Consider the following 14,560-nt stretch of genomic DNA (forward strand, 5'->3'; position numbering starts at 1 on the left):
ATCGATAATCATGAATAAAGTAGTTCTAATTACAGGAGGTTCCTCAGGAATAGGAAAATCTATTGGCGAGTTTTTACATAAAAAAGGTTTTGTTGTTTATGGAACAAGCAGAAACCCGGAACGAGTTTTAAATTCGGTTTTTCCATTGGTCGCTTTAGATGTCAGGGATACGGATTCGATTCATATGGCTGTAGCCAAAGTAATTGCTATTTCAGGAAGATTGGATGTTGTAATCAATAATGCAGGTGTTGGAATTACAGGACCGCTGGAAGAAATTCCAATGCATGAAATCAAAAATAATTTTGAGACTAATTTCTTCGGTCCAATTGAAGTGATGAAAGCGGTGTTGCCACAAATGCGTTCACAACAATCGGGATTGATTATCAATATTACGTCTATTGCGGGTTATATGGGTTTGCCATACCGTAGTGTTTATTCAGCTTCAAAAGGTGCTCTTGAACTCATAACGGAAGCGTTGCGCATGGAAGTGAAATCCTTTGGCGTTCACATTACAAATGTGGCTCCGGGTGATTTTGCGACTAATATTGCTTCGGGACGTTTTCATGCTCCCGTTATTAAAGGTTCTGCTTACGAAAGTCCTTATGGAAATACATTGAAAACAATGGATGAGCATGTCGACAGTGGCAGTAATCCTAATGAAATGGCAGAAGCAGTGTATAAAATTATCCAAACTCCTGAACCTAAAATTCATTATAAAGTGGGTGTTTTTATGCAAAAGTTCTCGATTGTATTGAAGAGAATTTTACCGGATAAAGTATATGAAAAAATGCTTATGAATCATTATAAGTTGTAATTTTGCACCGAATTTTAGGAGCATGAGGGATTGCAGTGAAAATCCTTTTACTTTTTTCTTTAAAAAGTAAAAGATTATAGCGTAAAGCCCGACCCGAAGTTTTTCACGAAGGGTCATGCCCAAATTATAAAACACACAATTAAATAGATATATTATGAAGTTTTTTATTGACACTGCTAATTTAGCTCAAATTAAAGAAGCACAGGCATTAGGCGTTTTGGATGGTGTTACAACTAATCCATCATTGATGGCAAAAGAAGGAATCACAGGTAAAAATAGCATTTTGAAGCATTATGTTGATATTTGCAACCTTGTTGATGGTGATGTAAGTGCTGAAGTGAATGCTTTGGATTACGACGGAATGGTTAAAGAAGGAGAGGAATTAGCTGATTTACACGAGCAAATCGTAGTAAAATTACCTATGACTAAAGAAGGTGTCATGGCTGCTAAATATTTCTCTGATAAAGGAATTAAAACAAATGTGACTTTAGTATTCTCTGCTGGTCAGGCTTTATTGGCTGCAAAAGCGGGTGCTACTTATGTTTCTCCGTTTATTGGTCGTTTGGATGATGTATCTACAGACGGTTTAGCTTTGATTGAAGAAATCAGATTGATTTATGATAACTACGGTTATGAAACTCAAATTCTTGCAGCTTCAGTTCGTCACACGATGCACATTGTAAACTGTGCAAAAATTGGTGCTGATGTTATGACTGGACCATTGTCTGCAATTTACGGTTTGCTGAAACACCCATTGACTGATATTGGATTGGCACAGTTTGTTGCTGATTTCGAGAAAGGAAATAAATAGATTTGAGATTGCAGATTAACGATTTCTGATTTTAGATTCCGGTATAAATAAAAACTCCCATTATGCTTAGCAAAATGGGAGTTTTTTTGTTTCGGTATTTAGTAATTTAAGAATGCTTTGTAATTAGATAGCATAACAATCGTTAATCTAAAATCATTAATCTTAATGTCCTCCGGATATTTTTTTATCAAAACTGATTCCTTGTAATTTAAGAATTCCGCTTACTTTCCAAGCGTAAAAAGCCAAGTAAGCAAAACAAAGTACACCAATTATATAGCTACTTTGGATTCCGATGCTTTCAGAAACAAATCCTTGTAACCAACTGATAACTCCTCCACCCATAATCATCATAATTAAGAAACTACTTCCCTGACTGGTATTTTTTCCTAATCCGCTAACCGCTAAAGTAAAAATACAAGGCCAAAGTGTACTACAAAATAAACCAACACTTGTAAATGCATATACACTTACCATTCCACTTGTAGTCATTCCTATTAAAAGAGCAATGATTCCTAAAACTGAAAAGATAAGTAACATTCTTGCTGGATTTCCTTTACTGGCAATATCGGCTGCAATTAATACTAGAATAACTAATCCGTAGATATAGAAAGGAGTTAGGTCGTGTTTTGCTATTGCATTAACTGCTAAGAAAACCCCAAATGCCAAATAAGGCGCAATAAAACGAAGTATTTTTTGTAAACTCATGTCGTTTGTAAAGGCTTCAACGGCTCCAGTCCAACGACCAATCATTAAACTGGCCCAATACAAAGAAATATAAGGAGCTACATCTTGGGTCAAAAATCCTAGTTTACTTTCCATATAAGCAGGAAGATTACTTGCCGTAGAAACTTCAACTCCTACATATAAAAATATAGCAATCATTCCCATAACTAATTGTGGATATTGTAAAGCTGATTTTTTTGCAATTCCACCTTCGTTATTCTCAGCTTCAACAACCAATGCTGGTTTGTCCGGTAAAGAAGAAAATTTTAATAATATCGCTACAAGTAAGAAAGCCAATCCTAATACTAAATAAGGAATTTTGACACTTTCGATACTCATTATTGATGTACCACCTGTATTAGAACCAAATATTGCAAAACTCACAATTAAGGGGCCAATTGTAGTTCCAAGATTATTAATTCCACCAGCCATAGTCAAACGTTGAGAACCAGTTGCAATAGGTCCTAATGCAATAGCTAATGGATTGGCTACAGTTTGCTGTAAAGAAAATCCTAGTGCCACTATAAATAAGCCAGATAACATTAATGGAAAAGAACCTGTGTTTGCTGCTGGATAAAACAGTAATGTACCCAAAGCAGAAATAGCCAGTCCTAATGACAAACCATTTTTATACCCTATTTTGTTTACTAAATCTTCTTTTATTAAATAGGAAATTCCCATATATATCAAGGAACCTACAGTGTAAGCAATGTAAAAAGCAAGAGATACTAATTGACTTTCTCCTTGTGATAAGTTAAAAGCAGTTTTAAAAACAGGTATTAAAATGTCATTACTTGCCGCTACAAATCCCCAAAAGAAGAACACTATCGCTAATGGAATAAATTGTCCCCATTTGGTCTGTAAATTTTCTGTATTCATAATTGTAAATTAATTAGATTTTTTTTAGTTATTATTTCTTAAAAAATTATTAAAGACCGTAAATATATTTGTTAAGTAAATTAAAAAAAAATTAAAAGGAATAAATATTGTTAGAATTATAGAATAACTAATGTTTACAGAAAAATGTGTATTTTTTTTGTTTTTTTCTTATTTTGAATAAAGTATTTGTAAAGAATTTATTCTAATATTTTACTTTTCACCTCTTTACTGTAATTTCGCCCAATGGGTAGGGTATATGAAAGTATTTGAATTCGATTTCCCTCTATAGATTTTACTTTATCAATCGCGATAGTATACGATTTATGAATTCTCATAAATCGATCCAAAGGCAATTCTTCGGATAATGAGGTTAATGATTTAAGTGTGATATAGGTTTTGTCAGTAGTTATGACTTTTATGTATTCTTTCATTCCTTCGATAAACAGGATTTCATCCAGAGTGATTTTAATCATTTTTTTATCTACTTTGATAAAAATATAGGGTTCGATTCGATGGCTTTCAATTTTGAGGTTGTTTTTTAAATTGAATTCGGCTTCAATTTTATGAATGCATTTAATAAATCGGGGTAACGCTATGGGTTTTACCAGATAGTCTAAAACATCCAGTTCATAGCTTTCGGCTGCAAACTCCCTAAAAGCGGTAGTAATGACGATTTTAGTTTTATATTCAATTAATTTAATCAATTCAAACCCAGTCATGACTGGCATGTGTATATCTAAAAATACAACATCAATAGTGTTATTATTTATAAACTCCAGTGCTTCTATAGGATTGTAAAATGTTCCTACAATTTCAAAGTCTGAAAAATTAGTAAAATAATTTAACAGGACTTTTGTAGCTAGCGTTTCATCATCAATCAAAACACATTTAATCTTCATTTTCAATAGGTATTTGCAAACGGATGATATAATAATTGGACTTTACTTTTATAGTTGGTGAAAGTACAAAATTATTTAATATTTCGAATTGCAATATAGCGTGATCAACAACTTTATAATTGAGATTATAAAAGCAAGTTTTGTTTTTCTCGAAACGCATTATTGAATAAATCATGTCGTTTGTTTAAATTTTTTGACTGTTGGTATATTTTATTTTTTCAAAAAAAACGTTTTAGGTAGTTTTATACCGAGATTAAGTTATGATAGTCAACATATCTTAAACATTTAGTTAAAGATGAAATCAATAGGTTGCATTTGTGAAACAAGTAATATCAACAGAGTAAGTAAATCGAATAAAAAAAATAAATATGAAAAATGCTTTAGAAATTAAACCAGACATTAGTTATAAAAGTGTGGGTAAATTTGAAGATACTAGATTTGAAAAAATTCATAATGAAATTTTCAAAAACTCGGTAGAAGCTTCAAAAATTGTTGCTCAAGAAATAGCGCAATTAATCAAATCTAAGCAAGAAAAAAATAAACCTTGTGTTCTTGGTTTGGCTACAGGCTCTTCCCCTGTAAAAGTGTACGAAGAATTAGTACGTATGCATAAAGAGGAAGGCCTTAGTTTTAGTAACGTAGTCACTTTTAATTTGGATGAATATTATCCAATGACTAAAGAGAACAATCAGAGTTACCATTACTTCATGCATCAGCATTTGTTTAATCATATTGATATAAAACCTGAAAATGTAAACATTCCCGATGGAACTGTAGCTATCGAAGATTTGAATCAGTATTGTGTTGATTATGAAATGAATATTAGGAATTCTGGCGGTCTTGATTTTCAACTATTAGGAATAGGGCGTACTGGTCACGTAGGTTTCAATGAGCCAGGTTCTCATATCAATTCAGGAACTCGAATTATTACTTTGGATCATATTACCAGAGTCGATGCTTCGTCTGACTTTAATGGTATCGATAACGTACCGAAAAGAGCAATCACAATGGGCGTGTCTACAATCTTGCGATCTAAAAGAATTGTTTTGATGGCATGGGGACAAAATAAAGCTGAAATTATAAAGAGAACCATTCAAGGCGAAATAAGCTCTGAAGTTCCTGCTACATTTTTGCAAAATCACGCTAATGCCACCTTTGTATTAGACCAATCCGCAGCTTCAGAGTTGACACGATTTAAAACTCCATGGTTGGTTGGAGAATGTATTTGGACGCAAGAATTAAAAAGTAAAGCCATTGTTTGGTTATGTCAAGAAACAAATCAGTCGATTTTAAAATTGACCGATAGAGATTACAATAATAACGGAATGTCAGATCTTTTGGCGCAAGAAGGTTCTGCCTACGATTTGAACATTAATATGTTCAACGTATTACAGCATACCATTACGGGATGGCCAGGTGGAAAGCCAAATACAGATGATTCCAATAGGCCTGAAAGAGCCAATCCTGCCAAAAAAAGAATTATTCTTTTTAGTCCACACCCAGATGATGACGTAATTTCTATGGGAGGAACTTTTTCAAAATTAATAAAGCAAGGACACGATGTTCATGTTGTGTACCAAACATCAGGTAATATAGCCGTTACGGATGATGAGGCACTTAAATTTGCCGAAGTTTGCAACGATTTTATTGGCAAAACAGATTGTAATATTGATTTTCCTGCTGTAATAGATTTCATAAATAATAAAACAGAAAATCAAATTGATTCTCTGGATGTTCGAAAATTGAAAGGACTTATCAGACGTCGTGAATCTTATGCCGCAACAAGATATATTGGACTAAAAGATGAATATACTCACTTTTTAGATCTTCCTTTTTACGAAACAGGACAAATAAAGAAAAATCCGTTAGGATCTGAAGATATCGCCATCGTAAAAGATATAATTGCAAAAATAAAACCACATCAGGTTTTCGCTGCAGGTGATCTTGCTGATCCACATGGAACTCACGAGGTGTGTCTTAATGCCATTTTCGCAGCCATGAAAGAATTGAAACCAGAGCCGTATATGAATGATTGCTGGTTATGGTTGTATAGAGGCGCTTGGCATGAGTGGGATATTCACGAAATTGATATGGCTGTGCCGTTAAGCCCGGATGAGGTCTTGTTGAAAAGACATGCTATTTTATACCACCAATCTCAAAAAGACAGAGTGATGTTTCAAGGAAATGATTCAAGAGAATTCTGGGTTAGGGCTGAAGACCGAAATAAAAATACCGCTAAATTATACGATAATCTTGGTCTTGCAGAATATGAAGCTATCGAAGCTTTTAAACGTTTTGACTATTAAAAAATAAAAGCAAGAATGTATAGAAAATAAATTCAAAGTGTGAAAGGCAATTATTAAAATTGAGTTTGGTTATTTATATTTTAATCCCTTCTATTTTGAATAAATATTAGTTTTTTTTTTACAATTCATCAAATGGTTTGTTTAAAAGAAAATGATATTATAAACCTGACATTTTGTGTCAGGTTTTTTTTTGATTAGTCTTTTAATGATAAGCTAAATACAATTCATAAAAATGTACTTTTTTTGGATAAAAAAAATCAGTATTTTTTTCGTATTTTTGCAAAAATTTTATAAAATAAATATTCATGTTAACAGTAAATAATTTATCAGTTCAGTTTGGCAAACGAATTTTGTTTGACGAAGTAAATACTACCTTCACACACGGTAATATCTATGGAGTTATCGGAGCCAATGGCGCTGGGAAATCTACTTTTCTTAAAATAATTGCAGGTGAAATGGATCCAACATCGGGACATATTCATTTGGAACCAGGAAAACGTATGTCGGTTTTGAACCAAAACCATAATATGTTTGATGAAAGTACCGTTCTTGAGACCGTGATGATGGGGAATAAAACCTTGTATGCGATCAAAAAAGAAATGGATGCTTTGTATTTAGATTACAATGATTCAAATGCAGACAGAATAGGAGAGTTACAAGTACAATTTGAAGAAATGAATGGTTGGAATGCTGATTCTGATGCTGCATCAATGTTGTCCAATCTTGGGATTACAGAAGACAATCATTATACGTTGATGGGTGATTTAGAGGGTAAAATAAAAGTTCGTGTCCTTTTGGCGCAAGCACTTTTTGGAAATCCTGATTTACTTATTATGGATGAGCCTACTAATGATTTGGATTTTGAAACCATCGCTTGGTTAGAGAATTTCTTGGCAAATTATGAGAATACCGTAATTGTAGTTTCTCACGATAGACACTTCTTGGATTCAGTTTGTACTCATATTTCGGATATTGATTTCAGTAAAATAAATCATTATTCAGGAAATTATACTTTTTGGTATGAATCAAGCCAATTAGCGGCTAAGCAACGTGCACAACAAAATAAGAAAGCCGAAGAAAAGAAACAAGAATTAGAAGAATTTATTCGTCGTTTTAGTGCGAATGTAGCCAAATCAAAACAAGCTACTTCCCGTAAAAAAATGATTAGCAAGTTGAATATTTCTGAGATAAAACCATCAAGCCGTCGTTATCCAGCGATTATTTTTGATCAAGAGCGTGAAGCAGGAGATCAGATTTTGAATGTACAGGATTTAAGCGCTTCTGTAGATGGAGATATACTTTTTAAAGGAGTAGACTTGAATATGGCCAAAGGCGATAAAATTGTGCTTTTTTCTAAAGATTCTCGTGCAACTACTGCTTTTTACGAAATTTTAAACGGAAACCAAAAAGCCGATTCAGGTACTTACGATTGGGGTGTTACAACCAATCAAGCCTATTTGCCTGGAGATAACCATTCGTTTTTCGAAAACGATTATTCTCTTGTAGATTGGTTGCGTCAATGGGTAAAAACTGAAGAGGAACGTGATGAAGTAAATATTCGTAGCTTTCTTGGGAAAATGATTTTTTCCGGAGAAGAAGCTTTGAAAACTTGTAACGTTTTATCAGGAGGAGAAAAAGTACGTTGTATGTTGTCTCGAATGATGATGGAAAGAGCCAACGTTTTAATGCTTGATGAACCAACAAATCACTTAGATTTGGAATCGATTACAGCGTTTAACAACTCATTAAAAAACTACAAAGGTTCTGTAATTTTTACCACACATGATCATGAGTTTGCCCAAACGGTTGGTAATAGAGTTATCGAATTGACACCAAATGGTGCGATTGACCGTTACATGACATTTGATGATTATCTTGATGATGAAAAAGTACAAGAATTGAGAGCTAAGATGTATACTGTTTAAAAAGCAGTTTTAAAACATTGATTTAAAACTCCTGCAATTGCAGGAGTTTTTTGTTTAAATATGTTTTAAATAGAGTCAGACTTTAAATAATCTTCAATTATTTCTTTCCGAAAATTTTACTTACAATAAAAGCAATGATGGCTAGTACTGCAACCACAATAAAAATACCGACACCAACTCCCGCTTTAAATATACCTTCTATAATTGAACAACTTGTAAACGATAGTAATACTACTAAAAGCATTAACAATCTGGTTAGTTTTTTTTGCATGATTTTTATCTTTAATTTGAAATATAAAATTACTAAATAGTAAAGCTTGTTTGTTATATAATTTGTATTGTTTTTTGTAAAATTAATTTTAATAAAAAATAATATATATTTGGATTTTATTATAGAGTATTGGTATTATCATTTTCTCTCTTTTTAATTATAAAATCATAAATCGGAATTCGTATATTTGCAAAACCAAACAACACACTTTACAATGAGTCAAAAAGTATTACTTACTGCAAAAGAAGTTACTATCATATTACATCGTTTGGCCTGTCAATTAATTGAAAAACACTTAGATTTTTCAGACACAATTTTTGTAGGTATTCAACCAAGAGGTGTTTTTTTAGCAGAACGGTTGAAAGAAATATTAGAAAAAGAATACCAAACACCTGAAATTCAGTTGGGCTATTTGGATATTACCTTTTTCAGAGATGATTTTCGAAGAACTGAGAAGCCATTAGAAGCAAATAAAACCAAGATTAATTTTATCGTTGAAAACAAAAAAGTTATTTTCATTGATGATGTTTTATTTACCGGCCGAAGCATTCGTTCCGCTTTGACAGCCATTCAATCTTTTGGAAGACCATCAGAAATTGAACTTCTAGTTTTGATTGACAGACGTTTTAGCCGTAATTTACCAATACAACCCGATTATCGCGGAAGACAGGTAGATGCTATAAATAACGAAAAAGTTAAAGTGAGTTGGAAAGAAAATGAAGGTGAAGATGGTGTATATTTAATTACAAGTTAGATACTAATTTGTTTCAAAGTCTAACATTAAAAACTAATAATCGTAAAAAGAAATGAAAGAATTAAGCGTAAATCATTTATTAGGAATAAAATACATCAACAAGAATGATATTGACCTAATTTTTGAAACAGCCGATCATTTTAAAGAAGTTATCAATCGACCAATTAAGAAAGTACCTTCCTTACGAGATATTACTATTGCCAATATTTTTTTCGAAAACAGTACCCGAACAAAACTCTCTTTTGAATTAGCACAGAAACGTTTATCGGCTGATGTTATTAGTTTTTCGGCGGCACAATCTTCCGTAAAAAAAGGAGAAACATTAATTGATACTGTTAATAATATACTTTCGATGAAAGTAGATATGGTGGTTATGCGGCATGCTAATCCCGGAGCTGCATATTTCCTGTCTAAAAATGTAAAAGCCAGTATTGTAAACGCAGGAGATGGTGCCCACGAGCATCCTACACAAGCCTTATTAGACAGTTATTCAATTAGAGAAAAACTTGGCGAAGTGGCTGGAAAAAAAGTAGTGATTGTAGGTGATGTTTTGCACTCCAGAGTTGCCTTATCGAATATTTATGCGTTACAAATGCAGGGAGCAGAGGTGAAAGTTTGCGGGCCTAAAACGCTTATTCCCAGATATATTGAATCCCTTGGTGTAACGGTAGAGCCTGATTTAAGAAAAGCCCTTGAATGGTGTGATGTGGCGAATATGTTACGCGTGCAAAACGAAAGAATGGATGTGAATTATTTCCCGTCAACAAGAGAATACGCTCAACAATATGGAGTTGATAAAACACTTTTGGATTCCCTAAATAAAGAAATTATAATTATGCATCCTGGACCGATCAACCGTGGTGTCGAAATTACCAGTGAGGTGGCTGATTCACATCAATCGGTGATTTTAAACCAAGTCGAAAATGGTGTGGCAATTAGAATGGCGGTTATTTATCTTTTGGCATCAAAAATTCAATAATTTAGCACAAAACTTTGTAAATTAGTTGTTTATAAACTTCTCTGCCTTGAGTAGACTTAGAAATTAAAAAGATGAAAGTAGATCAAAAAGGACACACAATAAGTATTAGAGACACGCAAGGTGATTTTACCTCTTTTTTAATGAAGGTTACGCATCAATATAAAACATTTGAAAAACATAATTTAATTATAGATCTTTTGTTGTACAAAGATTTATCTGCGGGTAACGTAAAATTATTTATGCCTTTATCAAAACTTCATAAAAAAGCTAAAAAATCATTTGTTATAGTTACTTCGGAATTTGATTACAATGCAGTTCCTGAGAAATTGACTGTTGTTCCTTCTTTATTAGAAGCACATGATATTATAGAAATGGAAGAGATTGAAAGAGATTTAGGCTTTTAAAAATATTTTGATGGATTTTTATAGCAACAAAAAAAGAGTACCTATTTTTAGAATTATTTTATTAATATGTTTTTTGGTTTTACTGTGTGTTAATCTAAATAATGTAATCATTAATAGCAATTCAAGTAGCTGTTGGGGAATAGTTGCCAATTTATTATTAGCGGTTTCTATGGCGCTACAAATCAGAAAATACAACAAGGAAAAGAATATTGATAGTTTATAATTTAGTTATAAATAACGAAATGTGAATGTTCAATTTTTATTTCTATCCTAACTTTAAATTGAAATTAAAAATTGAAACTAACAATCCTTGGTTGCTATGCAGCAACACCCCGAACTTTTACGAATCCTACTTCCCAGATTTTAGAAATAAAAAACAGAATTTTCCTGATTGATTGCGCAGAAGGAACCCAAGTGCAGTTGCGAAAAAATAAAATCCGATTTTCTAAGATAAATCATATCTTCATTTCTCATTTACATGGAGACCATTTTTTTGGATTAATAGGTTTAGTATCTACTTTTACTTTACTGAATAGAACCACTGATTTGCATATTTATGGTCCAAAGGGAATCCAAGAAATCATCAAGTTGCAATTGAGATTATCTAATTCTTGGACTAATTATGGTTTGTTTTTTCATGAACTGGAATCCAATGACAGTGAAGTCATTTTTGAGGATGAAAAGGTTTTGGTAAAAACCATTCCTTTAAAACACCGTGTTTATACAAATGGGTTTTTATTCCAAGAAAAAACTGCGGAGAGAAAACTTAATTTGGATGCCGTTCAAAATTATGAAATCGATACCTGTTATTATCAAAAAATAAAAAACGGAAAAGACATTACTTTGGAAGACGGGCGAGTTATTGAAAATGACAAATTAACATTTGATCCTATTCCGGCAAAAAATTATGCTTTTTGCTCTGATACTGCATATAATGAAGCTATGATTCCAGTTATTGAAAATACTGATGTTTTATACCATGAATCAACTTTCCTGCAATCAGAAGAAAATTTAGCTAAAAAGACATTCCATTCCACTGCAAAAGAAGCGGCTACAATTGCTTTGAAAGCTAATGCACAGCAATTAATTTTAGGACATTATTCAACTCGATATGAAAATATTGAACTTTTTAAAGAAGAAGCCGAAACTGTTTTTCCAGAAGTGCTTTTGGCTGATGATGGAAAAAGCTTTGAGTTTTAAAAAAGAGGATTAATTTATTTAGAATGTAAAATTGATACTTAGATTTTTTAGATAGTTAGGAATCTAATTATCGAAAAATCTAATCATCGAAAAATCAAAATATGAAAGACTTAGGTAATTACAGAAAATCGTACGAAAAGAGTGAACTATTAGAATCAAATATTCCCGAAGACCCAATAAATCTTTTTAACAGGTGGTTTCATGAGGTAGAGGATTTTGGTGGCGACAGCGAAGTTAACGCTATGACGATATCTACAATAGGTTTAGATGGATTCCCAAAAGCTAGAGTTGTTTTGTTGAAAAAATTTAATGAGGAAGGATTTATTTTTTATACCAATTATAATTCAGAAAAGGGTAGGGCTATTGCCGAAAATCCTAAAATATGTCTTTCTTTTTTTTGGCACACTATGGAGCGTCAGGTTATTATAAAAGGGATTGCCCATAAAACGACAGAAACTATTTCAGATAATTATTTTGAATCCAGACCTGACGGAAGTAAATTAGGAGCAATCGTTTCTAACCAAAGTGAAGTGGTACCTTCTCGTGAATATTTAGAAGAAAATTTAAAAGAGTTAGAAAAGGATTTTGACGGTATCGTAATTCCAAGACCGAAGTATTGGGGAGGATTTCTGGTAACTCCTTTAGAGGTAGAATTTTGGCAAGGAAGGCCTAATAGATTACATGACAGAATTCGATATAGTAATCAAGATGATTTTTCTTGGAAAATTGAACGACTATCTCCGTAAAGTAAGAAATAGCTTTGTAAATAGTTAATAATGTGTGTTTTAACGGTTTTTTGTGTTGTAGTTAGGTATTATATCCTGTAAGTTTGCAGACGATATATTTTAAACTTAAACTACTATTATTTTGAAATTAAATTTTTTTAGAGCACGTTTGTTCATTATTGTGCTATTAACAATGAATTCCTGTTCTACTGAAGCTGTTCCTGTAGAACCAACAACAGTTACTTCTCCAACACCGACACCACCAGTTTCAAATGTGGTACCGCCTGCAACGGATGCCAGAACATATACCTATAACGCTATTGAAACAGAAACTTTGAATTTGATAAATGCTTATAGAGTTCGTATTGGGTTAAAAACGTTATTAAAAACAGACTATATATCTAATAAAGCGCAAGAGCATGACAACTATATGATAGTCAATAATGTATTAAATCATGCTGGTTTTGATGCACGTTCCCAAGATATTATGAATGTTTTAAGAGCTAAAAGTGTAGGAGAGAATGTCGCTTTTAATTACAGTACAGCTCAGGCTGTTTTTAATGGCTGGTTGGCTAGTTCTGGCCATAAGGCAAATATTGAAGGTGATTTTACTCATTTTGGAATTTCAATACGAGTGGATTCAGCCGGGAAAAAATATTATACAAATATCTTTGCAAGAATATAATTAGATTTTTTTAGAATTTCGAAGCTACTTTGCCTAAAGTAAATTACTTGTATTTTTAGAATAGTTATTAAACTTTTAAATAATTATCTATATAATGAAAAGCTTAAAGAAACAGCCATAAACGACTGTTTCTTTAAGCTTTTAAACATTAATTAAAAAGCAATTGTTATAAATTATCGAAATCTGTTGAGTTGATATTATTTTTATATATTCTAGTCAAGAAAATTTCTCTTGGAAAATCGATCGCTTGTTATCATAATGTAAGAAATGTATATGTAAAATTGTTTTTATTATGTATTTCGTCGATTATTTTTGGTATTTTAACGATAAAAAATGTATGTTTGAATAAGAAATAAGAACATTTAATTTATTTGTTAAAGAAGTTTGCCCCACAATCTCCTTTAAACTTAAACTACTATATTATGAAGATAAAAATACTTCGTGCATTATTGCTCGTTACTGTGATTTGCACTATGAATTCCTGCTCATCCGATGATTCTAATTCTCAGACTACTGAAGCATCTGCACAAAAAGTAGTAAGTTATTCTTATAATTCTATTGAATTAGAAACAATGGCTTTGATTAATAAACACAGAATTAGTGTTGGATTAAAACCTTTGGAAAAAATTAATCACATGTCTTACAAGTCAGAAGAACATGATAATTACATGATCGCAAATAATGTAGTTAATCATAATGATTTTGTAGCTCGATCTGAAAACATCATTAAAATTTTAGGTGCTAAAACTGTAAGTGAAAATATTGCTTACAATTATAATACACCCCAGGCAGTTTTAGAGGCTTGGTTAGCAAGTCCTAGTCACAAAGCAAACATCGAAGGTGATCATACTCATTTTGGAATTGCAATAAAAGAGAATCCTGCAACTGGTAAAAAGTATTACACAAATATTTTTGCAAAAATATAAGTTGAGTTTGTTTTTTAAACTAAAAGGCTGTCTTCTCCCCAAAAGACAGCCTTTTATATTTATATCAGAATCTAAAGAGATAATTAATAAACGGTTACATAATTTTAATACGATTGTTTGAATAGAGAAGTCCAATGAAAATTATTTCATTGGACTTCTTATATTGTGTAAATTAGTTTGTGTTTAATTAACTTGTGTAAAGATCCTTTTTCATAAAAATGGCTATATTAAATGAATAGGCTGTCAGACAATAGTTAAT

Annotated in this window: 15 protein-coding genes; 11 read left to right on the top strand and 4 right to left on the bottom strand. The window is 32.0% G+C overall.

Annotated elements, in window-relative coordinates:
- The first annotated feature begins 10 nt into the window (after positions 1-10).
- Both E0I61_RS12415 and fsa read left to right on the top strand, forming a co-directional pair.
- A complete protein-coding gene (locus tag E0I61_RS12415; protein WP_132071771.1) occupies positions 11-814 on the top strand; it encodes an SDR family oxidoreductase in 804 nt (267 codons plus the stop codon).
- A gap of 154 nt (positions 815-968) precedes the next feature.
- On the top strand, positions 969-1,625 hold the full coding sequence (gene fsa / locus E0I61_RS12420) for a fructose-6-phosphate aldolase (protein WP_066078774.1): 657 nt from the start codon (positions 969-971) through the stop codon (positions 1,623-1,625).
- Positions 1,626-1,787: 162 nt separating this feature from the next.
- Here the strand turns inward: fsa and E0I61_RS12425 are convergent, their stop codons facing one another.
- From E0I61_RS12425 to E0I61_RS12435, 3 genes are all read right to left on the bottom strand, one after another.
- The gene (locus tag E0I61_RS12425) at positions 1,788-3,227 is read right to left on the bottom strand and encodes an MFS transporter (protein ID WP_132071773.1); all 1,440 of its coding nucleotides are present in this window, start codon (positions 3,225-3,227) and stop codon (positions 1,788-1,790) included.
- Positions 3,228-3,424: 197 nt separating this feature from the next.
- Entirely contained in the window at positions 3,425-4,126 is a 702-nt protein-coding gene (locus E0I61_RS12430; protein ID WP_132071775.1) for a LytR/AlgR family response regulator transcription factor, read from the bottom strand.
- On the bottom strand, positions 4,116-4,301 hold the full coding sequence (locus tag E0I61_RS12435) for a hypothetical protein (RefSeq protein WP_131995044.1): 186 nt from the start codon (positions 4,299-4,301) through the stop codon (positions 4,116-4,118). The genes E0I61_RS12430 and E0I61_RS12435 overlap by 11 nt, the downstream gene beginning before the upstream one ends.
- Positions 4,302-4,494: 193 nt before the next feature.
- Between E0I61_RS12435 and nagB the strand changes: the two genes are divergently transcribed.
- The gene (gene nagB, locus E0I61_RS12440) at positions 4,495-6,432 is read left to right on the top strand and encodes a glucosamine-6-phosphate deaminase (RefSeq protein ID WP_132071776.1); all 1,938 of its coding nucleotides are present in this window, start codon (positions 4,495-4,497) and stop codon (positions 6,430-6,432) included.
- A gap of 305 nt (positions 6,433-6,737) precedes the next feature.
- Entirely contained in the window at positions 6,738-8,357 is a 1,620-nt protein-coding gene (locus E0I61_RS12445) for an ABC-F family ATP-binding cassette domain-containing protein (RefSeq protein WP_131995038.1), read from the top strand.
- Between the two features lie 97 nt (positions 8,358-8,454).
- On the opposite strand, the gene E0I61_RS16335 is transcribed toward E0I61_RS12445, so the two are convergent.
- Positions 8,455-8,628 (bottom strand): hypothetical protein, encoded by a 174-nt coding sequence (locus tag E0I61_RS16335; protein ID WP_165930225.1) that lies wholly within the window; start codon positions 8,626-8,628, stop codon positions 8,455-8,457.
- A 214-nt stretch (positions 8,629-8,842) separates the two neighbouring features.
- On the opposite strand from E0I61_RS16335, the gene pyrR reads away from it, so the two are divergent.
- From pyrR to E0I61_RS12480, 7 genes are all read left to right on the top strand, one after another.
- Complete coding sequence (gene pyrR / locus E0I61_RS12450; RefSeq protein WP_131995035.1) at positions 8,843-9,382, top strand: bifunctional pyr operon transcriptional regulator/uracil phosphoribosyltransferase PyrR; 540 nt, start codon at positions 8,843-8,845, stop codon at positions 9,380-9,382.
- A 52-nt stretch (positions 9,383-9,434) separates the two neighbouring features.
- Positions 9,435-10,361, top strand: a complete 927-nt coding sequence (locus tag E0I61_RS12455) for an aspartate carbamoyltransferase catalytic subunit (protein WP_131915943.1) — start codon at positions 9,435-9,437, stop codon at positions 10,359-10,361.
- Between the two features lie 71 nt (positions 10,362-10,432).
- Entirely contained in the window at positions 10,433-10,765 is a 333-nt protein-coding gene (locus E0I61_RS12460; protein WP_131995032.1) for a ribonuclease Z, read from the top strand.
- A gap of 294 nt (positions 10,766-11,059) precedes the next feature.
- Positions 11,060-11,965, top strand: a complete 906-nt coding sequence (locus E0I61_RS12465; protein WP_132071777.1) for a ribonuclease Z — start codon at positions 11,060-11,062, stop codon at positions 11,963-11,965.
- 101 nt (positions 11,966-12,066) lie between these two features.
- Positions 12,067-12,711, top strand: coding sequence for a pyridoxamine 5'-phosphate oxidase (gene pdxH, locus E0I61_RS12470; protein ID WP_132071779.1), 645 nt, complete (start codon positions 12,067-12,069; stop codon positions 12,709-12,711).
- A gap of 172 nt (positions 12,712-12,883) precedes the next feature.
- A complete protein-coding gene (locus tag E0I61_RS12475) occupies positions 12,884-13,375 on the top strand; it encodes a CAP domain-containing protein (protein ID WP_131995580.1) in 492 nt (163 codons plus the stop codon).
- 422 nt (positions 13,376-13,797) lie between these two features.
- Positions 13,798-14,301, top strand: coding sequence for a CAP domain-containing protein (locus E0I61_RS12480; RefSeq protein ID WP_131995023.1), 504 nt, complete (start codon positions 13,798-13,800; stop codon positions 14,299-14,301).
- Positions 14,302-14,560 lie beyond the last annotated feature (259 nt).

Origin of the sequence: Flavobacterium ranwuense (assembly GCF_004349315.1) — a bacterium.
Lineage (GTDB): Bacteria > Bacteroidota > Bacteroidia > Flavobacteriales > Flavobacteriaceae > Flavobacterium > Flavobacterium ranwuense.

Bases quoted from the DNA above. Each gene is read 5' to 3' on its own strand.
- E0I61_RS12415 (WP_132071771.1), top strand. From the start codon at position 11: ATGAATAAAGTAGTTCTAATTACAGGAGGTTCCTCAGGAATAGGAAAA.
- fsa (WP_066078774.1), top strand. From the start codon at position 969: ATGAAGTTTTTTATTGACACTGCTAATTTAGCTCAAATTAAAGAAGCA.
- E0I61_RS12425 (WP_132071773.1), bottom strand. From the start codon at position 3,227: ATGAATACAGAAAATTTACAGACCAAATGGGGACAATTTATTCCATTA.
- E0I61_RS12430 (WP_132071775.1), bottom strand. From the start codon at position 4,126: ATGAAGATTAAATGTGTTTTGATTGATGATGAAACGCTAGCTACAAAA.
- E0I61_RS12435 (WP_131995044.1), bottom strand. From the start codon at position 4,301: ATGATTTATTCAATAATGCGTTTCGAGAAAAACAAAACTTGCTTTTAT.
- nagB (WP_132071776.1), top strand. From the start codon at position 4,495: ATGAAAAATGCTTTAGAAATTAAACCAGACATTAGTTATAAAAGTGTG.
- E0I61_RS12445 (WP_131995038.1), top strand. From the start codon at position 6,738: ATGTTAACAGTAAATAATTTATCAGTTCAGTTTGGCAAACGAATTTTG.
- E0I61_RS16335 (WP_165930225.1), bottom strand. From the start codon at position 8,628: ATGCAAAAAAAACTAACCAGATTGTTAATGCTTTTAGTAGTATTACTA.
- pyrR (WP_131995035.1), top strand. From the start codon at position 8,843: ATGAGTCAAAAAGTATTACTTACTGCAAAAGAAGTTACTATCATATTA.
- E0I61_RS12455 (WP_131915943.1), top strand. From the start codon at position 9,435: ATGAAAGAATTAAGCGTAAATCATTTATTAGGAATAAAATACATCAAC.
- E0I61_RS12460 (WP_131995032.1), top strand. From the start codon at position 10,433: ATGAAAGTAGATCAAAAAGGACACACAATAAGTATTAGAGACACGCAA.
- pdxH (WP_132071779.1), top strand. From the start codon at position 12,067: ATGAAAGACTTAGGTAATTACAGAAAATCGTACGAAAAGAGTGAACTA.
- E0I61_RS12475 (WP_131995580.1), top strand. From the start codon at position 12,884: ATGAATTCCTGTTCTACTGAAGCTGTTCCTGTAGAACCAACAACAGTT.
- E0I61_RS12480 (WP_131995023.1), top strand. From the start codon at position 13,798: ATGAAGATAAAAATACTTCGTGCATTATTGCTCGTTACTGTGATTTGC.